This window comes from Arthrobacter sp. CAN_A1 (assembly GCF_015751665.1).
GTDB lineage: Bacteria > Actinomycetota > Actinomycetes > Actinomycetales > Micrococcaceae > Arthrobacter_D.
Map to the genome: position 1 here is coordinate 282,336 of NZ_JADOUR010000003.1, position 23,599 is coordinate 305,934.

General features: G+C 61.8%; 21 protein-coding genes and 1 pseudogene. 17 read left to right on the forward strand and 5 right to left on the reverse strand.

Annotated elements, in window-relative coordinates; translation table 11 throughout:
* Window positions 1-29: 29 nt before the first annotated feature.
* Both IWX62_RS05705 and IWX62_RS05710 read right to left on the reverse strand, forming a co-directional pair.
* Complete coding sequence (locus tag IWX62_RS05705; protein WP_196840400.1) at window positions 30-1,991, reverse strand: DUF6541 family protein; 1,962 nt, start codon at window positions 1,989-1,991, stop codon at window positions 30-32.
* Window positions 1,992-2,022: 31 nt separating this feature from the next.
* The gene (locus IWX62_RS05710) at window positions 2,023-3,168 is read right to left on the reverse strand and encodes a glycosyltransferase (protein ID WP_196840401.1); all 1,146 of its coding nucleotides are present in this window, start codon (window positions 3,166-3,168) and stop codon (window positions 2,023-2,025) included.
* 107 nt (window positions 3,169-3,275) lie between these two features.
* Between IWX62_RS05710 and IWX62_RS05715 the strand changes: the two genes are divergently transcribed.
* Genes IWX62_RS05715 through IWX62_RS05730 form a run of 4 tightly spaced genes read left to right on the forward strand, consistent with a single transcriptional unit; the run spans window position 3,276 to window position 7,398 of the window.
* Window positions 3,276-3,941, forward strand: a complete 666-nt coding sequence (locus tag IWX62_RS05715; protein ID WP_333483232.1) for a glycosyltransferase family 2 protein — start codon at window positions 3,276-3,278, stop codon at window positions 3,939-3,941.
* A 5-nt stretch (window positions 3,942-3,946) separates the two neighbouring features.
* On the forward strand, window positions 3,947-4,354 hold the full coding sequence (locus IWX62_RS05720; protein WP_196840402.1) for a DUF2304 domain-containing protein: 408 nt from the start codon (window positions 3,947-3,949) through the stop codon (window positions 4,352-4,354).
* A gap of 13 nt (window positions 4,355-4,367) precedes the next feature.
* The gene (locus tag IWX62_RS05725; protein ID WP_196840403.1) at window positions 4,368-6,167 is read left to right on the forward strand and encodes an ABC transporter ATP-binding protein; all 1,800 of its coding nucleotides are present in this window, start codon (window positions 4,368-4,370) and stop codon (window positions 6,165-6,167) included.
* A 46-nt stretch (window positions 6,168-6,213) separates the two neighbouring features.
* Window positions 6,214-7,398, forward strand: coding sequence for a glycosyltransferase family 1 protein (locus tag IWX62_RS05730; protein ID WP_196840404.1), 1,185 nt, complete (start codon window positions 6,214-6,216; stop codon window positions 7,396-7,398).
* A 102-nt stretch (window positions 7,399-7,500) separates the two neighbouring features.
* Here the strand turns inward: IWX62_RS05730 and IWX62_RS05735 are convergent, their stop codons facing one another.
* Window positions 7,501-9,489 carry a GH25 family lysozyme gene (locus IWX62_RS05735; RefSeq protein WP_333483233.1) on the reverse strand — a complete coding sequence of 663 codons (1,989 nt, stop codon included), beginning with the start codon at window positions 9,487-9,489 and terminating at the stop codon, window positions 7,501-7,503.
* Window positions 9,490-9,738: 249 nt separating this feature from the next.
* On the opposite strand from IWX62_RS05735, the pseudogene IWX62_RS05740 reads away from it, so the two are divergent.
* Window positions 9,739-10,659 (forward strand): annotated as a pseudogene (locus IWX62_RS05740) (CpaF family protein); the annotation flags it as partial.
* Window positions 10,660-10,702: 43 nt separating this feature from the next.
* On the opposite strand, the gene IWX62_RS05745 reads toward IWX62_RS05740, so the two are convergent.
* Window positions 10,703-11,506, reverse strand: coding sequence for a hypothetical protein (locus tag IWX62_RS05745; RefSeq protein ID WP_196840405.1), 804 nt, complete (start codon window positions 11,504-11,506; stop codon window positions 10,703-10,705).
* Window positions 11,507-11,605: 99 nt separating this feature from the next.
* Between IWX62_RS05745 and IWX62_RS05750 the strand changes: the two genes are divergently transcribed.
* Together IWX62_RS05750 and IWX62_RS05755 are read left to right on the forward strand one after the other, a co-directional pair.
* Window positions 11,606-12,184 carry a hypothetical protein gene (locus IWX62_RS05750; RefSeq protein ID WP_196840406.1) on the forward strand — a complete coding sequence of 193 codons (579 nt, stop codon included), beginning with the start codon at window positions 11,606-11,608 and terminating at the stop codon, window positions 12,182-12,184.
* Window positions 12,185-12,225: 41 nt separating this feature from the next.
* Window positions 12,226-12,864: a hypothetical protein gene (locus tag IWX62_RS05755; protein WP_196840407.1), complete on the forward strand. Its 639-nt coding sequence runs from the start codon at window positions 12,226-12,228 to the stop codon at window positions 12,862-12,864.
* A gap of 76 nt (window positions 12,865-12,940) precedes the next feature.
* Here the strand turns inward: IWX62_RS05755 and IWX62_RS05760 are convergent, their stop codons facing one another.
* Window positions 12,941-13,450: a hypothetical protein gene (locus IWX62_RS05760; protein WP_196840408.1), complete on the reverse strand. Its 510-nt coding sequence runs from the start codon at window positions 13,448-13,450 to the stop codon at window positions 12,941-12,943.
* Between the two features lie 850 nt (window positions 13,451-14,300).
* Between IWX62_RS05760 and IWX62_RS05765 the strand changes: the two genes are divergently transcribed.
* The 10 genes from IWX62_RS05765 (at window position 14,301) to IWX62_RS05810 (ending at window position 23,563) form a co-directional block, all read left to right on the forward strand.
* Window positions 14,301-15,029, forward strand: coding sequence for an Ltp family lipoprotein (locus tag IWX62_RS05765; RefSeq protein ID WP_333483234.1), 729 nt, complete (start codon window positions 14,301-14,303; stop codon window positions 15,027-15,029).
* Between the two features lie 555 nt (window positions 15,030-15,584).
* Window positions 15,585-16,037 carry a hypothetical protein gene (locus IWX62_RS05770; RefSeq protein ID WP_196840409.1) on the forward strand — a complete coding sequence of 151 codons (453 nt, stop codon included), beginning with the start codon at window positions 15,585-15,587 and terminating at the stop codon, window positions 16,035-16,037.
* A gap of 90 nt (window positions 16,038-16,127) precedes the next feature.
* The gene (locus IWX62_RS05775) at window positions 16,128-16,556 is read left to right on the forward strand and encodes a hypothetical protein (protein ID WP_196840410.1); all 429 of its coding nucleotides are present in this window, start codon (window positions 16,128-16,130) and stop codon (window positions 16,554-16,556) included.
* Window positions 16,553-17,560, forward strand: a complete 1,008-nt coding sequence (locus IWX62_RS05780) for an IS3 family transposase (RefSeq protein WP_196840411.1) — start codon at window positions 16,553-16,555, stop codon at window positions 17,558-17,560. The genes IWX62_RS05775 and IWX62_RS05780 overlap by 4 nt, the downstream gene beginning before the upstream one ends.
* Window positions 17,561-17,699: 139 nt before the next feature.
* On the forward strand, window positions 17,700-18,287 hold the full coding sequence (locus tag IWX62_RS05785) for a hypothetical protein (RefSeq protein ID WP_196840412.1): 588 nt from the start codon (window positions 17,700-17,702) through the stop codon (window positions 18,285-18,287).
* 672 nt (window positions 18,288-18,959) lie between these two features.
* Window positions 18,960-19,931: a DUF4238 domain-containing protein gene (locus tag IWX62_RS05790; protein WP_196840413.1), complete on the forward strand. Its 972-nt coding sequence runs from the start codon at window positions 18,960-18,962 to the stop codon at window positions 19,929-19,931.
* Between the two features lie 84 nt (window positions 19,932-20,015).
* Entirely contained in the window at window positions 20,016-20,279 is a 264-nt protein-coding gene (locus IWX62_RS05795) for a type II toxin-antitoxin system death-on-curing family toxin (protein WP_196840414.1), read from the forward strand.
* Between the two features lie 426 nt (window positions 20,280-20,705).
* Entirely contained in the window at window positions 20,706-20,894 is a 189-nt protein-coding gene (locus tag IWX62_RS05800) for a YegP family protein (RefSeq protein WP_196840415.1), read from the forward strand.
* Between the two features lie 346 nt (window positions 20,895-21,240).
* Window positions 21,241-22,083 (forward strand): GIY-YIG nuclease family protein, encoded by an 843-nt coding sequence (locus IWX62_RS05805; RefSeq protein ID WP_196840416.1) that lies wholly within the window; start codon window positions 21,241-21,243, stop codon window positions 22,081-22,083.
* A gap of 427 nt (window positions 22,084-22,510) precedes the next feature.
* Window positions 22,511-23,563 carry a restriction endonuclease gene (locus IWX62_RS05810; RefSeq protein ID WP_196840417.1) on the forward strand — a complete coding sequence of 351 codons (1,053 nt, stop codon included), beginning with the start codon at window positions 22,511-22,513 and terminating at the stop codon, window positions 23,561-23,563.
* Window positions 23,564-23,599 lie beyond the last annotated feature (36 nt).

Below are 23,599 nucleotides of genomic sequence, written 5' to 3' on the forward strand. Positions count from 1 at the left end.
TCGTCAGGCTTACCAGCGCCTACCGGCGCCTACCGGCAGGCAGTGATCTCGTAGAGCCTTGCCTGTCCCTCCTGGTCGATCAACTCGACCCCGGGTGCAGTGGCAAGGTTGTCCAGCCCCGGGTACGGGTGGGATCCGTCGTGCAGCTCATTGTCGCCGAAGTCGAGGGCATAGAAGGCGCCCAGTTCCTGTACCGCCCGGCACACCTCGGGTGACGCTGCCGCCTCATCCAACTGGTTCATCAGCAGCTCGGCGTCGCCAGTAGCACGGCTCGATGCGTGGGTCAGCAGAACATTTCGGTCACCCAGCGCGTACGCCAAGGAGGCGCCGGTCCAGGGGTTGCCCACCACCACGGCGCCCTCGGGAACTGACTGGTCCAGCCGCTCGATGAGGGTCAGTTCGTCGCTGGTAATCAGCTCCGAGGTACGGTCAAGAACGTACTCGCCCCGGGCTTTCGCCTGCGCATTCTCGACGGCCTGCGCCTGACCAAGGAACCCGACAGTTGTACAACCGACGATGATCACCAGCCAGGTGGCCACCTGTTGGGTCCGCCAGTTGGTGGTCCGGCGGACGAACGCCGAGAGAATGGCGGTTCCGCCCAGGACCGCAAGAGGGATGGCCGCCACGGGCAGCAGGGCAGCCAGCCGGTTGCTGTCGTTGTACCAGAGGCCGGTAAAGAAGTGGCGCAGCTCGCCTTGCTCAGCGCTCGCAACGTTCACATAGAGCAGGGCGCTGGCTGCGTAGATACCGAGCACCCACCAGTATCTGCGGGCGTTGATGGTCGCCGCGAGGCCCACGAGGGTGAGCACCAGCATGATCCAGTTGATCTCACCACGCATCGGTGCGACGGCGAGCGCCTCTCCGACGGCGTGCGTGGTGCTCAGGAAGGGTGCCCACAGCGAGTTCTGCAGCGACGGGCGAAAAGCAGTCCAGAAGTAGTAGGTAAACGCCAGATAGGCGATAAACATGGCCGGGGGAGTGAGGTGGCGGTACCACGGGGCGCCCTGGCGGACCAGATGCCGGGTGGTGCGCCACAACACGAGAGCGGCCAGCGGGACGACGAAGAGGAAGAGGGCGATCATGGTGCTCGGGTGTGACAGGGCTATCGCCGGCAGGACAGCCAACAAACCCATCCCCGCCAGCAAACGGCCATTCAGCGGATCCTGGACCACACCCAGCATGGTGCCCGCGAGTCCTATCCCGACGGGAAGAAGAGCAATGGAGAGGAGATACGGGTACAGAACGCCGAAGTCCACCATCAGGTAGGGGAAGGTGGGGTACGCGGCCGCCAGAGCCCCGGTCAACAGGATCGGCAGGGGCTTCTCCCCGGCAATACGGGTGACCATGAACAAGGCGGACAGTGGCCAGACGACGGCGCCGATAGCGATGTTTGCGGCATTCACTGCCCCAGCGATCGGAGCACCGGTGGTGAGGGCAACCAGGGTGATGAGGTCATGCCACGCCGCTGGGTAGAAGCTCAACCCCGTTCCGCCATTGGTGAGGTTGCCCAGCGTGAGGGACGAACCGGATCCTGTATCGAGAATGTAGCGCAGCGAGTTCAGGTGGAAGATGTTGTCGTAGGACTGGGAGATATTCTCTGGACCGACAAACATGTCGGCGAACCGGACCCCAATGATCACCGCAGGAACGGCAACCGCTAGGGCGCAGAGGCCAGCGGTCACCAGACCAGCCCGGGTGGGACGATAAACGAGCACCAGTGCCTCGCCCTGGGATCGCTGCCAGAGGAACCGGATCAGCAGCCCACCGGCCGCGGTCACCACAGTCATCCCGATCAGGACCGCGGGAGACCAGGGGATCGACAGAAACGGTGCCAGGATCGCGCCCACTGAGGCGAGGGAAACGGAAATCGGTGCCGCGAGGGCCACAGAGGTGAGCCCGCGGGCCCCGCAGGCTCTGGCCACCAAGAACCCCGGGACCATCAGAATGACCAACGTCATCAGGATGATCGGGGCCGCCTGCCACCAACTCATCAGTACTTCACCTTTTTCTGGGTCATCGCAGTTATGTCCGGGGGGCGATAAGCCGTTCCACCACGGCCCGCATCACTGCTTCGTCTGTTGCGCTGCTCAGCTCCGGCGCCGCGATGTGGGCGTTCCGCTTAAACTGGGAGACTTCGTCCTCAGTCAGCGCGGACAGGGTCCGCGCGAGGTCGTCGGCCGTGAAGCCCTGCGTCACTGCGCCGAGCTGATGGTCCTGAATCAGTCTAGACGTCTCGGGGGACGGGCTGAACACGATAGCCAACCGCGCCTGAACGAAGTCGAAGAACTTGTTCGGGAGCATCAGTGCGTGGTTGGTGGTTCGCGGGGGGAGGCTGAACACTCCCACGTCGTACCCGTTCAGGGTGGCCGGCAACTCGTCGGGGGCCACCGCATCGTGGAAGGTGATCCGGTCCAGCGTGCCTGCAGCGGCGCGCAGCGACTCCCAGTATTTACCGCCATCGCGCGCCTTCACCAGGTAAAGGTCAAGGCTGAATCGTTCATCAAGCATCTTGACGGCTTCGATCATTCCCTCAAGGTTCCGTCCGGGCACCGCGGCACCGCTGTGCACCAGGCGGATCCGGCCGGGCAGCATGGCCGACGGTTCCAGCGCACGGAGGGGGCCAGCGTTGCGCACCACCTCCACCGGGCAGCCGAACCGCTCCGTGTAGAGACGGGCGATGGAGTCGTTGACGGTGATGACCCCAGCGGAAAGCGGCAGGTAGGTCCGGCACACCCAGGTCATGTAGGGCTTGACCAGCAGTTTCCAGGACAGGACGTGGGACCGCTCCTCGGGTGCCCACTCGTGCATGTCACCGAGGACTGGGGCCGGTCCGGCCACTGCATGAGCCAGTGGCAGTGCGCGGGCCTCATTGGCCACCACCAGGTCGAACTGCCGCTCCCCGATAAGCTCCCGTGCCCGCTGGACGGCTGGCGCCTGCTGGCCAGCGGTACTGAAACGGCGCAAGGCCAGGCCGATCACGCCCGTGACGGTCTGGGGGAGGGAGGGGAGTGCCGAGTCAACCTCGAGGTGGGTGGTCGCCCTGGGTGGGGCGGAGCCGTAGCTCACCGTGGTGACCGATCCGCATTCGGCAAGGGTTTTTACCTGCCGCAACACCCGGGAATCAGCGTTGATGTCCGAAAAAGAGATGCAGAGGATGCGGAGGGTCATGACCGCTAGCCTAACGGTTCGGCATGGCTTCCCGGCCCGGCGTGGCGGCGTGCCCCCTGCGCCGAAGCTGAGGATCGGGTCAAGGAAGGTATGGAATACTTACCCCTGTGAGTCGCTCCTGGGTCGTCATACCAATGTATAACGAAGCCACCGTAGTTGGTGGTGTGATCAAGGGACTCCTCCCACATTTTCCCCACGTCGTCTGCGTCGACGATGGCAGCACCGACGGGTCGCCTGACGCTGCGGCTGCCGCGGGCGCCGTCGTCGTTCGCCACCCTTTCAACCTGGGGCAGGGTGCCTCCCTCCAGACCGGTCTTGAGTATGCGTTGCAGGATCCCGCGTTGGACGCAGTGATCACGTTCGACGCCGATAATCAGCACCGGGTGCAGGACGCCCGGGAAATGCTCGCCCGGGTCCATTCCGGTGAGCTGGAGGTAGTCCTGGGATCGCGATTCCTCGACGGGCGCACCAAGATCTCACCGCTTAAGCGCCTCGTGCTGCGCACCGTGGCGTTCCAGTCCAGGATGTCCACGGGCCTTGAACTGACTGACGCCCACAACGGGCTGCGCGTGATTAACGCCGACGTTGCCCGGCGGATCCATTTGAAGCAGAACCGGATGGCCCACGCCTCGGAGCTGATCCACCAGCTGGCCGAGATCAAACCGAGGCTCGCTGAGCACCCCGTCGAAATTATCTACACCGACTATTCGAAGGCCAAAGGCCAGTCCCTCCTTAACGGCGTCAATATTCTCGCCGATCTCTTCTTCAGGTGAACCCCATGCTCCTTATCGTTCAGATTGTCCTAGTCCTCGCTGTGATCCTCGGCTCACTGGTGCTGATGAGGGGCGGAGCGAACGCCAGCCATCTCGCAATCCGCCGGATCCTGCTGCTGGGCTTCGCGCTGGTCGCCGTCCTGTCCATTTTCCTGCCGGGTCTCCTGACCGGCCTGGCAAACCTCTTCGGCATCGGCCGGGGGACTGACCTTGTCCTCTACGGGTTTATCGTCTGCTTCATGGTCTTCATGGCCTCCTCTGCACAGCGCAACCGTCACATGGAGGACTCCCTGACCAGGCTGGCCCGCCGGGTTGCGTTGGACGAAACGCCGCGGGTCTGGGAGTCGGAAACCGGTGTGCAGGCCCTGCCCGGAGCCCCATCGGACGACCCTCCGCGGACCCAACTAAGCTAATCTTGCGGGAGTTATGAAATCACTAATCAGCATTAACCGCCAGCTTTTGGCGGTCCTGCCTCCCAGCGCGCGCCGGTTCCTCCTGCGCTACGCAATCCTCTCCTCACTGCTCTCACTCATCGATGTGGTGGCGCTCGGACTCTTGGCTGTCGTGATGTCGAGCATCATCACCGGCACTCCGGTCAACCTGGGGCCGTTCGGACAGATCGATGAGGTGAGCCACTACATCGCCGTCCTGGCTGTGTTCTGCACCCTGGTGATCGTCAAGAGTGGCCTGAACATCGCGTTGCTGAAGTATTCGACGTCGCGTTTCGCCTCCCACGAAGTGGCTATCGGTGACCGGCTGCTCGCCGCCTACCTGCGGGCCCCGTGGGTGGACCGGCTGAAGCGCAACTCTGCGGAACTGGTCCGATCGGTTGATTCGGGCGTCGCCATTACGGTGTCGGGCGTGTTGATGCCTTCGATGGGCCTCGCCGGGGAAATCGTGTCAGTGATCGCCGTGATCAGTGTGCTGCTGGTCAGTAACTGGATTACCGCCGTTACCGCAATCATCTATCTGGGCCTGATCGCACTGCTTCTCGCTCGGGGGATCTCGGGCCGGGCCGTCGCTAACGGTCGCCGGAACCGGCAGTTTTCCTTCAAGACGGTGCGACTCCTGACCGAGGCCGTGGGTGCCCTGAAGGAGTTGACGTTGAGGGGCGCTACCGGCGATGTTGAACGGGCCGTGCACGGGAACCGGATCCACTCATCGAAGGCCCGGGCGCTGGCAATTTTCCTGGGTCAGGTACCACGGTTCATTCTTGAGGCAGGGCTGATCGGGGGCTTCATGCTGGTGGGCGCAGTGGGTATGCTGACCAGCCCGTCCGGCGTCGACCCGGTGACCAATGCGCTGGCCGCCGTTGCCCTCTTCGGGGTCGCCGGCTTCAGGATCATCCCCTCACTTACCCGTTTCCAGGCCATTATGTCGATGGTGCATTCCAGCTCACCGTTCGCCGAGCAGGTCCTGGCGGACATCAGGGATGCCGAGGCCAGCGCCAAGGACCAGGAAGAGCCTGATCAGTCAGAGCTGCCCCTGGGCGTCCCGGATGTAGTCCTCAACGATGTCTCGTTCACCTATCCCGGCGCCGAGACACCGGCGTTGAACGGCGTCACCATGACCATCCCCTCCGGGTCGCGGGTCGCAGTCGTCGGGTCATCGGGCGCGGGCAAGTCAACCCTAATTGATCTGCTGCTTGGCCTCCTCCTGCCCAGCTCGGGACAGGTGCTGGTAGGTGGAGTGCCTATGGGCGCTGTCCTGCATTCCTGGCGGTCCCGCGTGGGTTATGTGCCTCAGGAAGTGTCGCTCTTCGATGCGTCCATCGCGCAGAACGTCGCCCTGACCTGGGACCCCGATCAGGTTGACGAAGAGCGGGTCCGTCGCGCGTTGAAGCGGGCCCAGATGCTTGAGACCGTCGAGAAACGCCCCGATGGAATCCTGGGCACCGTAGGCGAACGGGGGATGGCCCTGTCCGGTGGACAGCGGCAGCGACTCGGTATTGCCCGGGGCCTCTACGCCGATCCCGCGGTGCTGGTGATGGACGAGGCCACCAGTGCACTCGACACCGCCACCGAGGCCGCCGTGACCCAGGCCGTCCGCAATCTCACCGGAAGCGTCACCACCATCACCGTTGCCCACCGGCTGTCGACCATCCGGGACAGCGATGTGGTTTTCTTCTTCGCCGACGGAAAACTCGCGGCGCAGGGAACCTTCTCCGAGGTCATCGCCCAGATGCCTGACTTCGCGGAGCAGGCCGCCCTGGCCGGGCTGACGTAGCCACCGGACCCTAGACCTCATTTCCCATCAACCCTGGAGCAAAACTATGACCGAGGGACATCTTTCCGGGCTTCGTCCGCGCGTTCTTGTGCTTTCCTTTTCGCCCATCAACCGGGATCCCCGGGTGCTGCGGCAAATCCTGTACTTCAGCGAGTTCGCCGATGTGATTTCCTGCGGGTATGGGGTGGCGCCCGAGGGTGTGGTGGAGCACGTGGAGATTCCGGAGGAGTTCAAGCCGTGGCGGCAGGACTTCAAAAAGGTTGCTGTGCTCCTCGGTGCCCGGTTCTACGAACGGCTGTACTTTGATTCCGACCGGGTGAAGCACGTGCTTCACAACATTCCTGCGGGGAGTGTTGACGTGATTGTCGCCAACGATGCGATAGCAGTTCCGACGGCGGTGGCGTTGCGTCCCCGTCAGGGAATCCATGCCGACCTCCACGAGTATGCTCCCCGCCAGGGTGAGGACAAACTGCAGTGGAGGTTGCTGGTCGGGCCTTTCATGGACTGGGCGTGCCGCAAGTACGTCACCAAAGCCAATTCCGTCTCGACGGTCGCGAAGGGGATCGCCGAGAAGTACGCCGAGGTGTACGGCATCACCGAACCCACCGTGGTGCCCAACGCCACCCGCTACCAGCCGCATCTTTCCCCCACACCCGTGGGAGCGCCGCTTCGCGTCATCCATACCGGTGTGGCAGGCCGAGGGCGGAAGATCGAGGTGATGCTGGACGCGGTGGCCCGAGCCAACGAGTTACGGCCTGGTACCGCGACCCTTGACGTCTTGCTGGTCCCCGGCGAGCAGAAGTACATCGACGAACTGATTGCCCAGGCAGAGTCAATTCCCGACGGCGCCGTACGTGTGCTGCCGCCCGTCAAGTTTGATCAGATTGTTCCGATGCTTTCGGGCTACGACATCGGGATCTTCCTGTGCCCGCCGAGCACGTTCAACCTGCGTCATGCGCTGCCGAACAAGTTGTTCGAGTTCGTTCAGGCACGGCTGGGCGTCATCATTGGCCCATCGCCTGAGATGGAGCAGGTGGTGCGGCAGCACGGTGTGGGCTGGGTTGCCGACGGGTTCGACGTCGAGTCGTCGGCGCGTTTGCTGGTCGCACTAACCCCCGAGGAGGTCGCCGTGAAGAAGCAGGCGTCCCACGCCGCGGCCGAGCCGCTGAGCGCGGAGAACGTCTCGGCCATCTGGGTCGATGCGGTGAAGAAGCTGATCGCTGCGCCGTAAGGACGCCGTCAATCATACCGCTCGCAACACCGTCCGTGTCACAGGGCCCTGACCGATCCACCGGTAGCATCCGGCAAAGCGTTCAGGGCCTTGCTGCGTCGCCTAGCGCATCTGGACGCCGGCCGAGGTGAAGCCCGACCAGCCGTGCCCGATCTGGCTGGACGCTCCCCACCGGGCATTCGTCAGGATGGGGTAGTAGAACAGGTTGCCGTCGCGCCGTTTCGCCACAATGCCTTTGGTACCGGTTCCATTGAATCCGACGGTAGAGCTCAGGGTCACCATGTCGCCCCACCGGGTGCCGACGACGGGACGGGACACTGCAGCGAAATTGCCCACCCCATTGCCCTTGTAAAGCACCAGTTGTGCCGCGCTGTTGCGGGCCAGCAGATCTTCGCTGCCGTCACCGTCGAAGTCGGTCATGACGATCTGCATCCCGGTGAAGCCGTGACCGATCTGGCGTGGCGCGAGAAGGCTGCCATTGCCGGCCTGAGCCCAGACATGCAGGGTGCCATCGAGCCGAATCGCGACAATCGCAGGTTTCGCTCCGCGTGACCAGTCACCCGCGGTCACGCGCATGTTCGCCCAGCCCGAGGATGCGAGGATCTGCGCGGGGCTAAAGCCACCTGTCGCCTTGCCGCGGTAAACGCTCAACCGGCCGTCGTTCCACTGGGCGAGGATGTCCAGTACGCCGTCGTCGTTCCAGTCAATGGTGTGAATGGAGCGGGCTCCACCCCAGGCGTGTCCAATCTGCTTGCGGGCGCCGTAGGAGCTGCGGCCAGTCCCGGGGTAGTTCCAGAGCGTGCCGGCGGCATCGATCGTCACCATGTCCGACGTCGAATTGATCGACGGGCCAGACGCGGGACGCGGCGGTGCCGGCGGTGCTACTGGAGCCGGCGGTGCTACTGGAGCCGAGTTGCGGGTGAAGGAGGCCAGCGCCGCAGCAGTGCCGTTCCAGACGTTCCAGTCGCCTACAACGGGGCCTTCGCTGGTGTACTGCCAGAGGCTGTACTTGTTCCAGCCGGAGGGCAGGGTTCCCGCGCCGACGTTGTTATAGGCCGCAATGTGCAGCGGGTGGTTGGTGAAGGCGGTGGAGTTACCCGTGCATTTGTTCCACCAGTCGGTGGTGGTGTAGATCATGGGAACGCGACCCGTGCGGCTTAGCATGGTGTTGGAGAAATCCCTGATCCAGTTGACCATCTGGGAGGCGCTCATGTTGTAGCAGGAGTTGCCGAGCGAGGGATACGGGTTGTACTCGACGTCGAGCAGTGGCGGAAGGGTCTTGCCGTCCGCAGCCCAGCCGCCGCCGTTGTTGATGAAGTAGTTGGCCTGGGTGGCGCCTGAGGAGATGCTCGGGATGGCGAAGTGATACGCGCCGCGCACCATGCCGATGTTGGCGGACCCGGTGTACTGCTGGTTGAAATTGGGGTTCCGGTAGCTGGTCGCTTCGGTGGCCTTGGTGTAGGCGAACCGGGAGCCCTGGTTCCAGACCGCTGACCAGTTGACGTTGCCCTGGTGGGAGCTGACGTCGACGCCGACGATACCCTGCGGGCGCCAAGTGTTGACCGACGGGGTGGCAGCTGCTGGAGCGTCACTGAGTGATGACTGGTCGTTGAGTTCCCGGGCGGTGGGGATCTGGGGGTCGCCGGACTCGGCGATGCGTTCCACGCCCTGCCCGAGGGTCGCGCCGTGAGGGCCGATCAGTTCGGCAAGGGCTTCGGGATTCGCGGCCAGCTCGGCGGCAGTCAGTTCCTCCGGGGCTGTCTTTGCGGGCTCAACTCTTTCTCCAGAAGTCTCTGCAGTCTCCGCGGCTGGAGAGGGCTCCACCGGGACCTGCACCGTCGGCGCGGGAGGTGTTGTCGCAAGCGGAACAGGCTCGACCGGCGCTGTCTGAACGAGCGCCTCTTCGACCGGGGCAATCTCGACCGGGACAATCTCAACCGGCCCAGTCTCGATGGGGATGGACTCGGCGGGAGCCGACACCACCGGCGCGGGGGCAGGCTGTGGGGCGGCGATGGCTGGCATGGATCCGGCGGCGAGGGCTGCTGTCAGCAACACGGCGGCAAGGACGGTGGAGGCACGAGAGTGGGTCACAGGAATTTCTCCGGGTAATGCGAGCCCGAGGCGAGAGGGAGGGCATCGTCCCTTCGAGAGTAACCCACTGTGACAAATGTGACTACAGATACAGGTGTTACCAAAGAGTGAACGGTTGTCCACAGTCGACAAGAATGGGGGTGGGCGCGGAACGCGGTATCCCCTATGGTGTACTCCATTCACCGGTTACACCCAAGGTCTCGGGTAGCCCCGGCCACACGGCCGGGCGCCCTGATGTCAGGGAGTCCCATGGACGCCGCACGCATGATCGAAGACGAAGTACGTGAGCTCATCCGTCGCCACGGGCTCGATCCCGCCCGGCAGAGCGGTGAGGTCCTTCGGTTGGTGGACGCCGCAGTCAACGACTATGACGAGCGCTCGGTCCAGGGCACCCTGCCGCACCTGGGGCAACTCGATCTGGTCCGAAAACACGTGTTCGACGCCGTGGCGGGCTTCGGTCCCCTGCAGCCGCTCCTCGACGATCCGACCATCGAGGAGGTCTGGATCAACTCTCCAGGGGAAATCTATGTGGCACGGGCAGGCGAATCCGAGCTGACATCCCTAATTCTCTCCGAGCAACAGATTCATGACCTGGTGGAGCGGATGCTGAAATCCTCCGGCCGGCGGCTGGACCTTTCCTCACCCTTCGTCGACGCGGCGCTTCCCGACGGATCCCGGCTCCACGTGGTGATTCCCGATGTCACCCGGCGCCACTGGTCGGTGAACATCAGGAAATTCATCGCCAAGGCAACACGCCTGGAACACCTCGTTGAGCTGGGAACACTGTCACCGCAGGCCGCCCGCTTCCTTGATGCGTCGGTGGTGAGCGGGTTGAACATTCTGGTGTCCGGGGCCACTCAGGCGGGCAAGACGACGCTGCTGAACTGTCTTGGGTCGAGTATCGGTTCGCGGGAACGGGTGGTGACTGTCGAAGAGATCTTCGAGCTCCAGCTTCCGTTGAGGGATGTGGTCGGGATGCAGTGCCGGCCACCCAACCTTGAAGGGCAGGGGGAGATCCCCTTGCGCAGGCTGGTGAAGGAGGCGCTCAGAATGCGACCGGATCGGTTGATTGTCGGCGAGGTACGGGAGGCGGAAAGCCTCGACATGCTTGTGGCTCTCAATTCCGGGCTGCCGGGAATGTGCAGCGTTCACGCCAATAGCGCGCATGATGGGGCACGTACGAAGAAGCGTGTACTCAAAAAACAGCCGGTAGTCAGAAAACCCCAGGGAAAAACGGACCCCACGTCAGGATGACCCCGTGTTCGGCGCACAATGGCTTCCAGTGAACTGCATCTTGGGGTTTCGCTTCAAGGACTAGGAACAGCTGCGGCTGGAAGCCGCGGCCCGTCAGCCGGTGGCCGTAGTCCAGTACCTGTCCGAGTCCATGCCTGATTTGGTTGGGCTCGTTCTCTTTGGTGATGCTTTTGACCTCGACGACGCCCACGGAGCCGTCCTCGCGTTCCCATGCCAGATCGAAGTTGCACGTCTTGTCGAATGGGGACAGCGGCGTGAGCCCATGCAGCCCGATAAGCTCCGCTAGCTTGTCCTGCGTCGCCGAATGCGCCTTGAGCCCCCGTTCCATGATGCCCGGGTCCTGGCAGTGCTCACCGTCCCCCTGCAGCGGGCCGGCAAAAGCACCATGCCGATACGGGGCACCTACCACTCCGCCTTCTGCGGCTGCACGCACCAGCGTGTTGGGCCAATGAGGCTTCAGCGCTGGTGCGGGGAAGCCGGACCGGAGACCATGGAAGCCCTTTTCATCGATGAGCTGGATGCGGTGACCATGCGACTGCATGTCTGCCACCTGCTTTTCCCGGTCACCGTAGTCCCCGTATTTCCAGGCCTTGCTGAAACCACGGACGAGTAGATCGGTGCTTGACTGGTTGACCCAGCCCGACACGTTTCTGGCACCAAGGTCACGTGCGATCTTCGCGAGGTCAGCTTTGACGTAACCGTCGAAATTCCCGGTGAACACAACTTCCTTGCCCTTCAGGTCGTGAACCCATTCGCTTGTCATGGAATGATCAAAGCGGTCTTCGGGGGTGCGGTGCAAATGGGTTCGCGGCGAGGGGCCGATGTTACGGACGTAGGTCCGATCCGGTCCGACCCCGAGTTGGTGCATCCGCCACAGGCGCCCTCCCGAGCTGCCCGCATCATGGCCGCGGTCGGCAACAACCCCTCACGCGACCCGCCCTATCACGGGACAGCGCACCTGTACGTCGTCACCCTGGCTGCAATGGAGCTCGCTGCCGCCGAACGGCTGACCACCGCCGAGACGGACACCGCCCTGCTTGCTGCACTCTTCCACGACTACGACTACGCCGAAGATCCGGACGACACCGTCAACATTGCCCAAGCCGTCGACGCCGTGCGGTTCCACTTGGGTTTCCTTGACACCGCGCCGATCATCGCAGCCATCGAGGGAACCTGCTTCCCCTACGTGCCCGGCGAACCAGATCGAATCCAGGCAGTCCTTCGTGACGCCGACGTTCTCTACTCGACCCTGTTGTTCCCCGATGCCCAGCAGTTCCGCAGCGGACTCCTGATCGAGCGGGGCGCACCGGCCACAGAGCAGGACGCGATCGCGTTCATCCTCGGGCATGGTGCCCAGACCTCGAGCGGAGCGTCCGCTGTCACCCGTCACATCGCAGGGGTGGCCGGCCGGTCCGAGCTACCCGACCTGCCGTTCTACTGAGCAGGTCAAGAACCTCCACAGTAGGCATCTAGGATGATCTGATGAGTACTGACGACCTTCTTTTCTGGACAATGATCGCCGGGTGGATCACCGCGGTCGCCACCTTTGGTCTAGTCGTCGGTGCCTTCTTCGCCTGGAGGACCGCTCATGCCACACTTTGTCAATCGAAGGAGGACAGTGCGCGTCAGACACGGCCCTACGTTTACGCCGTTCTCGTCAACGGGATCTGGGGTCCCGGAGCCTGGGATCTCAAAGTTCACAACTCCGGCCGGAGCGCTGCACGAGACCTGACAGTCGAGCTCCAAGGCTGGCCGGAGAAAGACGACCTGATCACGGACTCTCTTCGGCAGATTTTCATGGATCCCCAGGTCCTGCCGCCGGGCATCAACTATCGAGTCGTCTGGCGGACCACGGTTGAGTCCACAAACGCAACAGGGCTACTCTCTGCCCCGGTCAATGGAATTCCAGGGCGCGCCGTATTGACCTTCCGGTACAGGGGCGAAGACCCGAACGAGCCGGAGTATGCCGACACTTATGTCCTCACTCCAGATTTGATCGCCCCCATTACACCGATGCCGACCGGCGGCCATGAGCCGCCCAGTGGTCTCAACAAGGGCGAAACTCAGTTGCACAAGATGCTCCAGCATGTCGTACGTGCACTTGGAGAGCTACGCCGCTAGCAGGATTCCGTTCGACTAAGCCCAGATACCAAGAAGCGCTGCAGGCCGAAACCCGCAGCGCTTCCTTGTTGCTGCCTTAGTCCTCGTACTGGACTGACGTGTAGTAGTTCGAGTTGATGTAATCGGACTGGGAGTCGATGTCTGAGCGGTTCCAAGCGGTGGCGATTTCCTCGTCCCGGCGCTTGAGCTCCTTGGCTTCCTCACGCTCTTCGTAGTCGCCGTACCGGTCCTCACCTTCCGGCGTCATCCGGTCAGCGCGGGGCACACCCTTGATCCCGACCCGGAGGGCCTGGCCGCCGGCGAACTTATCCGACCGGACGCTGAAGCTCGCCGTGGCTGGGAGGTAGCCGACCTTCTGGGCTGCCTTGAAGTCCGAGCGGGTGTCCTTGGCGATCTCAGTGATCGGGCACCATCCGTTGTACTTGCTCCCGGTCGTCAGCGTGCCTTGGCCGTAGCCGGGCACGACGGTCCCGCCAGCCGGGGTGGGCCGCGCTGTTCGCCTGGAGTGCTTCCTCGATGACGGCGCCGTGGCTGCCATCGGCTGCTCGGGCTTCGACCGCACGGCGGAAGAACCCAGCGGACGCATGCGGGTACAGATAATCCAGGTCGCCGCCGAAATGCATGGCCGTTGGCCATATCGCTGGGGTCGGACAGGTGCGCGCGGTCCACCTCCCGGGTCAGGTTATGGCGGGTACCGTCGCTGGGCTCGTGCGACATCAGCATGGACTTCGGGATAGTCTGCGCTGCGGCCGTCTGGTAGCGCTCGGTGGGATGCTGACCGTCGAAGTCACTGACCGACAGTAGCGACAGGGTGATGGTTAATTCAGAGTGTGCGGTGGCAGCGAACTGCCCTCCGGTGGGAATACCGGCAGACTAGCGTGCAATTGTGGGGGTGCTCATATCCTCCTCTGTGCGGCAACCACGCCAAGGAACGAATGAGGGCGGGCACCCCCTGAGGATGGATACCCTCGACGCCGCACACATGATGCGGCACTTCTTATAAGGCGTGTACCTGCATGACCGCGATCCCGGGCGACAGAGGCGCTCCCAACCCGCCCGAGCGCTGGGAATGCTAGCTGTAGCGGTCGCCCGAACGTGTGACTATACGGCGTGCAAAGTTGGCGCCATCGCCTACGGAATGAAGGAAATGCCCTTGGCGCCGGAGATGTTCCGCCAGTAGTTGGCTTCCCCGCCGCTGCACACAGGTCGTATGACCACCTCGCCTGTATGAGGCATGAACATCATCATGTGAGGACGAAGGCTCATCGCTCTCCGAACTTGTGATGAAAACGTGGCCCTTATTGGGGGGCGGAAATGCTAGCGTTTGGATTTCTGACCATTCACCGGAATTCCTCGTTCCTATCTGGAATACAGGGCGGCTCATTTGGGCAATTCCTCGGTCTGCCATTCCGTTTTCTAAATAGGGGGAGTCACCTGTGACCCAGTACCATCCAATGCCCGGCGAAAGCCCAGGGGCGAAGCCGTTTCGCCCCTGGTTCAAGAAGAAGCGCGTGATCATCCCGGCGGGTGTCCTTGCACTGTTCATCTTCATCGGCGCCGTCAGCGGTGGCGGTGATGAAACGGTCGCAGCAAGTACGGCTGAGACCACCCAGGCAGTCGAAGAGACAACGCCGGCGGCCGAAGAAACCGTCTCAGCAGCCGAGGCTAGTGCGTCCGCCGAGGCAGAAGCTAGCGCTGAAGCCGAAGAGGCCGCCAAAGCTGAAGCCCAGGCCGCCGAGGAAGCAGCGGCTGCGGAAGCCGAAGCTAAAGCGGAGGCTGATGCAAAGGCAGCAGAAGAGGCCGCCGCTGTGGAAGCTGAGAAGAAAGAAGCAGAGGAAGCGGCTGCAGCCGAAGCCGAAGAAATTGCCAAGAACGGGACTCCCAGCCAGTCCAACGCGCTGCGCAAGGCTGCCGACTACTTGGACAGCATGCCTTTTTCGAAGACCGGCCTGGTTGACCAGCTGATCTACGAGCAGTATTCCGCTGAGGACGCAGCTTGGGCTGTCGAACGGGTGTCAGTCGACTGGAATGAGCAGGCCGAATTGAAGGCCGCGGATTACCTCGACAGTATGGCCTTTTCGCGGTCCGGCCTTTACGACCAGTTGATCTACGAAGGGTACACGCCAGAGCAGGCCGAGTACGGAGTCAGCACGACCGGGCTCTAATCATGCGGCCAGCTTGGCCAAAAGCATCGCCTCAACGGAGGGTCCTCACGGGCCCTCCGGTTTAGTGGTCTCGATTCGTCACCTGGCCCACCTGGCCCACCTGGTCCGCCGCCGGTCTTCCTGCGCGATCCTTCTCGTCATCGTGGCGATGACTGGTACGGGCGGGCCCAATGGCTAGCAATACGCCACGGATTCCTCTTTGGTGGCTGTTGCTCCGGAGCGAAAAAGAGTCAAGCGGCAGGTGGGACCGAACCTCCGCCTCCTCAAGCGTCAAGAGATCTTGGAAGTGGAAGAAGCCCACGGATTCTAATAAGTTCACAGAAAGATTGAGGAAACTGGCGTAGACCTAGGCTAGGGGCAAAAAGCTGCCATTGGTGGTCCAGGCTCTCTCAGTTTCGTGCCGATTCAGGGACCCGCAAATGCAGGTCGAGATTCACAAGTTTCATAGACTTTCACAATGTTTTCACCTGCCGCCAGGTTGGCTCCAACTCAGCGATCGGAGAACGACTCTGCGGTCGCGATCGTCGCAGCGGATCTGTTGCTATGATCCCAACTATGAATACTTCTGGAATGATCGACCCACATTTGTCAGCGGTTGTACAAGCGGCAGAGAACGGCGCAATACTTCAACGCGTTGTTGTCGTCTGTGGCTCCACTTTGTACGTAGGAATACCAGTGTCAACGGCCAAGTTCACTCACACAAATTTGACTGAGTTTGGAGTGGAATTTTTCAAGGATGCCGGTAACTGGAAAACGCCACGTCAGGAAAAGGAAGCCATAGCTGATCAAAGAGCAAATGAAGTAATTAGAGCTATTTCCCCTGAAGACAGCACACCGACAATGGATGTTCTTTCGCTGTGCCCGGCTCAAGTGTTGCCCGCGGGTATGGCTAGTTACGAAGTCCCAGCAGTTCGGGTCAATCTCCACCAGGTCGATTCTTGGTGGGTCGCACCCTTCGTTGAGCATCCAGCGAAGTTCCGAGGTGGTGGAGTAGGAGTCAGCTTCTAGCTCGCCAAATCCCTGTCTGTCAGCATTGGGTGAGACACCGCCACTTTTCCCACTGACTCCTTAAGGGCGAGATTTGGAAACCGATTCCCTGTGAGCACCGCACTTGCTTCCCCCACCACCAACACCGATGGTGGAGCCATGTCCGATCCCGAAAAACCCAGGGCAGAAAGGCCCCTCCGCCGCTCCTTCACCCCAGGGGAGAAACTCTCGATCCTGGAAACCTACGAGTCCCTCGACGGCCCCGGAGCCAAGGGCGCATTCCTCCGCCGCGAAGGCCTGTTCTCCTCCCAAATCACCACCTGGCGCCGGGCACGCGACGCCGGCGCCCTCACCGGCCTCGCCACCGCCGCCAGACCGGCGAAGAAGAACAGCCCCGAAGCCCAGCTTGAGGCCATGAAGGACCGCGCCGAACGGGCCGAAGCGAAACTCGGACGGACCGAGGAGGCATTATCGGTGCTGGGAAAATTACACGCTCTCTTGGAGGACATCTCCACGAGGGCGGACAACGAGAAGCCGTGAGCGCCGCCGTGGACGAGGCCTTCACAGCCCTGACCGGGCTGCTGCCCGTGCGGAGAATCTGCGCCCTCACGGGACGGTCTCCCGCCACGCACTACCGGTCCCAGACCCCGAAGGTCCACGGGCCCACACCCCGGCGCCCGGCACCGGTAAACAAGCTCACGGATGAAGAGGTCGCGCAGGTGTTGGACCGGTTGAACAGCGAGGAGTTCGCCGACAAGGCGCCGGCCCAGGTCGGTGCGATCCTGCTGGACCAGGGCACCTACCTGTGCTCGGAATCAAGCATGTACCGCATCCTGCGCGGCCACGGCCAGGTGCGTGAACGCCGACGCCAGGCCACCCACCCGGCGAAGAAGAAACCCGAACTCGTCGCGGTGAAACCCAACGACGTCTGGTCCTGGGACATCACCAAACTCCCCAGCCCCATCCGGGGCGTCTACTACGACCTGATGGTCATCATTGACCTGTTCTCCCGCTACGTCGTGCACTGGCACATCACCACCCGCGAGTCCGGGCTGGGCTCCAAGGACTTCATCGCCGACGCGGTCATGATCCACGGCACCCCGGGCGTGATCCACGCCGACAGGGGGACGTCCATGACGTCCAAACCGGTCGCCGAGCTGATGATCGATCTGGGCATCGACCGCAGCCATTCACGGCCCCGCGTTTCCAACGACAACCCGTATTCCGAGGCGGCGTTCAAGACCACGAAGTATCACCACTCCTACCCGGGGCGGTTTGGCTCCCGCCAGGACGCGGTCGCCTGGGCCAACGAATTCTTCCTTTACTATAATTTCGAACACCGCCATTCCGGGATCGGGCTGCATACCCCCGCGACGGTCTTCGACGGCACCTACGCGGCCATCCAGGGCCGCCGGGCCGCGGTGCTCCAGGACGCCTACGCGGCGACCCCGCACCGGTTCGGTCAACCGCCGGCGCCGCCGGCGGGCCCCACGGCGGCGTGGATCAACCAGCCCCAACAAAGCGAGGTCCCCACACACGCCTAACCACTTAGCTGTGTCTCAAACGCCTTGACAGATTCCGCGCCGGACGTTTGGGAGCTCACTGTATTCATTTAAGATTCGCGAGCAGTTAGTGTTGCTGACACATAGGACACATAGGACACATCAGGTTGAGGTTTGGTTTGTGGATATGACCCGGAGACAAATGGTCTTCTCATGCGTCGGACTCGGCGCTGTTCTCCTGCTTTGCTTATTTCCCGTCCTTACGTCTGGAGATCCGGCGCACCCCCTCCTCGAACGCTTGGCGTGGCTCTCCCAAACCGTAGTAGCAGTGATTGCCATACCTACCGCATTTCTGGTGGTGCGGCAGATCAGGGAAATCAAGTGGACTTTGAGGGCGGAAAGCTTCCAGGCAACCGCAGTTGGCATTCAAGAGATTGCTCGCTTATGCCTGGTGAACCCGAAAGGATACGCGGGTCTGAAGTCCACTCGGCCTCCCAAGGTTCAGACGGAGTTACTCGGAGAAGCGATACTCGACATCATGGACACTGAACTACTACGGGCAGCCAGATTTGATGACCAGTGGCTCAGATCCCTCCCCACATTAGAGCCATGGTTTTGGGATCTATTCCAGGAGCTGCCCGGGCTGTGCACCTCGCTCGAGCACAGGAAACAGTGGTACTCAAATGACCTCTACGCCCTCAGAAAACGCGCCGAACGCCCTGCCGACGGGTCAATCGCAAAGACGCGCAATCCAAAGAGAAACGGCTAACCGGCTGCAGCGGTGCTCTCCAAACGGGGGCGCCTGTGTAGTTGATGTCAGAGATCACATGTTCGTTGTGAGGCACTAGCTCGACATCTCAATTAGTCTGGGTGGCTTGGCGCCAGGGTACCGCGGCCGTCCGGAGAGGGACGTTTTGCACTCCGTTTGCATGAGGTTCACCTGCTCTGTCTTGGCCGTGGGGCAAGTCAAGTCGATTTGATGACAATTACCCTTGACGCCACCACTGACAATTCCGCCCGCCCACCTCCGGCTGCCGTTGGGCGCCCTGCGCAAGCTCGCCCGCCGGCACGGGGTCATAGTGGACGAGGTGGAGGGGCTCATCGAGACCGGGGTAATGTTCGACTTGTACGAGACAGTGAAGGGTCCGTCCGGATTTCGGACCGGTCCTTCAGCATCAAGAAGCTCGAGCCGCTCTACATGCCGGCCGGCCGGATCGGCGTCACCAACGTCGTGGACTCCATGGTCCAGTACGGCGTCTACGGGACGCGGTCGCCAGAAGCCAGGACCGGGTCGCGAAGGACATCTTGGTCGCGATCAAGAACTATAACCCCTACGACTGCCTGTCGACCTGGAAGCTGCGGGACTGGCTGCTGAATGTGATCCGGTAGGGGCGGCAACTGCTTGCGTCAGGGGTGGTGTGCGCGGCAGTAGTCTGGATCCATGCCACGGCACCATTACGTTCCCCAGTTTCTTCTTCGCGGATTCTCGGATGAGCGGAACTTGCTGAAGATGGTCTCACGGACGGACGCGAGGTTTAGTCAGCTGTCAGCCGTCCGTAAGGCAGCGGCGCAGAACGGTTTCTATGCCATACCGACCGAGGACGTGCGACCTGAAGCCCGTGATGACCATAACCCGGAAACAATGGAAGCAAGCTTGGCGAAGATCGAAGCGGCCGCCGCTTCCGATGTCCTGGCCATCCGCAATCGCAGTTTCGCGTTCACTCTCGAAGCTCACTACCGTCTCGTCCGGTTGGTCGCGATGCAGATTTCTCGGGTTCCGGGGTTCCGCCGCGACTACATCCATCTGGTCAACGTCACGGCTAAGGACTCGATCGCCTCACGGCTCACACCTGTCAGCGTGAGAAAACACCTGAAAGGCATGGGCTCGGCTGCCGACGACGCGAGCGTTCGCCGCTTCTATGACGAGGTTCTTCAGGGCAACTACTCGCTGGTGCCATCAGACACGCACCTGATCCAGCAAAGTATGTGGATTGCTCTAGAGATATTCATGCCGGAACTCTTCCAGCGCATACCGCGAATTCTCCGATTCTCAGATCCTTCGCTGCTCACAAGTGACGCTGCCGTTGGTCTGTGGGACCCGGAGTCGGAACGACCTCGATCCATTGGCGTCGCCAATGCCCGTGCCATCTTTGTTCCGCTGGACCGATGGACGGCAATTGCTTTCATGCAGTCCGGCAAGCCGTTCGACCGCGTGGTCGAGCCGCTGTGGGCACACCACATCAATTTGGCCGTCGCCGACGCCGCGACTGAGTGGATATACCACCATCCGAACGATGACCCGCTCGCGAAGATCGATCTGCCTCAGCCCAGACGTCTAGTGAAAGAGGTCGAGTCCGTTGCAACGTTAAAAGACGGCTCTGTGCGCGTTCGCGGAAAACGCTACTGGGCGTGAAAGATCGGCCGGCTGAGGCCTCCCCAGACATTGTCGGCGGCCTCGCTCCCAGCAGGAGCATGCCCGATCTCACACTTAACGGTCATGGGTCAGGACGCCTTCGAATCCCTCGAACTGAAAGCCGCGGTGCTGCTCGAATCCGCCGCCCGGAACCACCCGCTCGTGGACGGGAACAAGCGCACCTCCTGGACCCTGATGGTTCGGTTAATGTGGCTGAACGGCTACCGGCACGACTTCACCACGGATGGCGCCTTCGACCTGGTCGTCGGTGTCGCCGAGGACTGTCTGGGGCTGGAAGAATCCAGCGCCCGGATCGGGGCCCGCATTTGCTCCTGTCAGCCGTTGTAGATAGGCGTCGCCGGGAAGTACTGGTTGCATCCCGGAGTCCGGAGTTGAACCCGTAGTAAATGGAGTCGGACGGCTCTTGCAGTGTTCCGCGGTCCCTGTGGACTTCAGATTCCGATGAAGCAATCGTCGTTAGAAGCCGATGGCCGTCCGAAGTGCCCATGAAGGACCTCGGCATCGGCCAGCAGCTGGGCTGGCTGACTGCGACGCTCTCCGGTGAGTTCCAAACGGCGTAGAACTGTGCACATTGCCCGTCTGGTCGCTGTCCGGCACGCTCCGAGGGGGGTACGAGCCGGCGGCTGGGATGCCGGCGAATATCCCGGCGGTAACTCACAGCTTAGGATGGGTTTCGTCGGGCACGGGTCCGGCGGTTTGCTCACTCGGGCTGCGAGATGCGGCTCCGTTGCTGCGGGAAAAGGGAACAAGCGCATGGCAGGGAAGTACGAAATTTTCGCCGACGAAGCGGGCGGTTACAGGTTTCGATTGAAGGCGTCGAACGGTGACATCGCTGTAAACTCCGAGACCTATAAGACAAGGACCAGCCTGGACCAGGGGCTTGAGCGGTTCAGGAAGAACGCGGCGACGGACAAAGTGAAGGACCTGACCCAAGGACCGTGAGTATGGTCCGCCGCTGACGCGGGCCCACGCTCTCTGGCCAGGGCGCTACGATGACGTTATGCCCGAGCGGATCATCTACGTCCAGCTGAAGACCAGCTACAACACGGACCGGGGCCCGGCCTGGATCACCCGGCTGCGGTTGTCTAGATCCCGGAGGACCGATACTTCAGGGGCCGCGCGTTGAAACAAGTGACGGCACTCGCCCACGCATCGTAGTCGGTCGTTCGTCACGTGCCGGCTTCGAACCGGGCGGTTTGCTGGATTGCCCTTCCGAGTGCTGAACTGCCAGTACAGTGCTGAAAAGAAGGCCGGGTGTTCCGTCGGGCCAATTCAGCGAAGGTAGGGCATGGATAACAGCATCTCGGGCGACCTGAGCCTCGGCAATCTCTTCCACGCGGCCGGGCTCGCTCCGGAGGATGTGCAGGTCATCCGGCACACGCTCAAACCGGACGGGTTGAGGACGCGGGCGGACGCAATGGGACCAGGCCTCCTGCCTTACGTGCGGGAACAGGGCATCCGCAACAGCAAGCTTCCGCTGACCCCTCCCAGGATTTGGCTGAACTTCCTCGCCACCACCGGCCGACGGGCCCGGTTCCTTACCGCGTACGAGAACCATGGCGAGGTCGGTGCCGAGCGCTCCGACATTCGCCGCTACTTCGACTTGAGGCCCTCGCCGGTGTTCGCGGCCCTGGTGGACCGGCTGGTCATTGAGTGGACCAATGACCCGGTGAACTGGGCCAAGACAGGAGACCTGGCGACCGGCATGGCCGTGGTGGAAATCTCCGACCCGGTCGACGTGGCATTCCCCGGCTTCGACGCGATCCTGATCGGCTACGATGAGCTCCAGGCCGTCATTTCGGACGACCGCTACAAGCAGTGGCAAACGGCCCTCAGATCCGTCCAGGGAATCTACGTCATCGCCGACACCCTGACTGGTGAGTTGTATGTTGGCAAAGCCGATGGTGCTGAACGCTTCTTTGGCCGCTGGAGCGAGTACGCCAGGAACGGCCATGGCGGCAACGTCGCGCTCCGGGAGCTGGCCGCCGCCGACGCCCGGCACCGTCAGTATTTCCAGTTTAGTATCCTGCAGGTCTTCTCGCCGAGCGCTCCTGCCGCGCAGGTGGATGCAGCCGAAGCCCACTTTAAGCGGGTCCTCCTCACCCGTCAGTTCGGCATGAACCTCAACTAGGCGTCGAGCCGGCAGGACGTCAGAGAGTCTCAGAGTCTCTAGCTTGATGAGGAACCACTCCGAACCCCGGTTTTGAGCCTTTATGTGCCCAGAGGTGTCTCACGTACTCTCACTGAATGTCTGAATTCCGGCGCTACTTGGCGGTGTTTTCTGATCGGTAAATGGCCCCGAGAACCGTCGCGTAGAAACTGCCTACTGCTTAATTCGGAATGCGGTCGTCGTTTTGGGAGAGCAGAACTGGAATTACTTTCGCTTGAATCGCCGAAAGTCTGTTAAGGAGGCAGCCAACCCCCTGAAGGTCAGGATGACTCATGACCATATTTTCGCTGCGCTAAGTTACGGCCGGACCGTTCGACTATCAAGTCCCATCGGGAGCTCGAAATCCCAAAGTGGTGTCTCCGAAGATTCTCGTGCAGACTACGTTGTTGTGACCCAATCGATGACTGACCCCAGCTTAAAGGCCCTCGCGCTGGACAACCTTGACTTGCAACAACTGTTCGATCGCATGAAAATCCTTCCAAGTCCTTTACCGTCGACTTGGACGCAGAGCCGCGGTTACGGCTTGGAGCGTCTGCTCCACGAAGCCTTTCGACGAACCGGCTTGGACGTGCGCGCCCCTTTCTCTACTAAAGGTGAGCAAATGGACGGTGCCTTCGTCTTGGACCATCGCCACTTCATCTACGAGGCGAAGTGGCGCAGTAAGGATACTACCCGGGCTGATGTCGTGGCTTTTCAGGCCAAAATTAACCGTCGTTTGGTCGGTACTCTGGGTGTTTTTTGTAGCGTTAATGGTTTTGTTGATGACATTACTGAGTACGTCGCGAGAGGCAATCAACTCAACACATTGTTAGTTGACGGCGAGAACTTGGAATATGGGCTAGCACATGGAATGGACGTCATGATCCGGAACAAGGTGGTGGCAGCTGCACAAGACGGGCTGATCTACTACAAAGAAGCCCAGCTTGAGGCTGTCAGTGCCCTGAAGGTCCCGCCGCTCCAGAGCCAAGCCCCAGCTGCAAAGTCGACCGTTGTCGTTACTGAAGGTCCGCAGGACGCTAGCGTCATCGAGTTACTTGCTAAGAGAGTCTCACGGTTGTATTCGACACCGCTGGACGTCTCGGTAATTGCAGCCTATGGGTTTGCCCAGGCCTTCGACCTGGGAGAAGCTGTTATGACGCGTCTTGCACTGGGGAAGCGGCTAGTTGTAGTGGTTGACGGCGATGAATTGGGTGCGGAGGAACTGCGCGCCTCACGGACAACCGCGTTGGTACGTGGCGATCAAGTCGTCGTGGCGGAGCCGACGTTGGAGGCATGGTTCGGAGTCGATCGTAAAATGCGCGGCAATGCCCAAGCGCTCTTGATGAGCGCTGTCGAGACTGTTGATATTTCTCGACTAAGACTGGCGCATCCGGAGTTCGATAGGCTCGTGCGGGCCCTCCTTCATGAAGAAGTACCTTCGCCCGTCGATGCGGCTGTTTAGATAGGGGAGGTTCACCTCGACTGATTGCCATCGAGG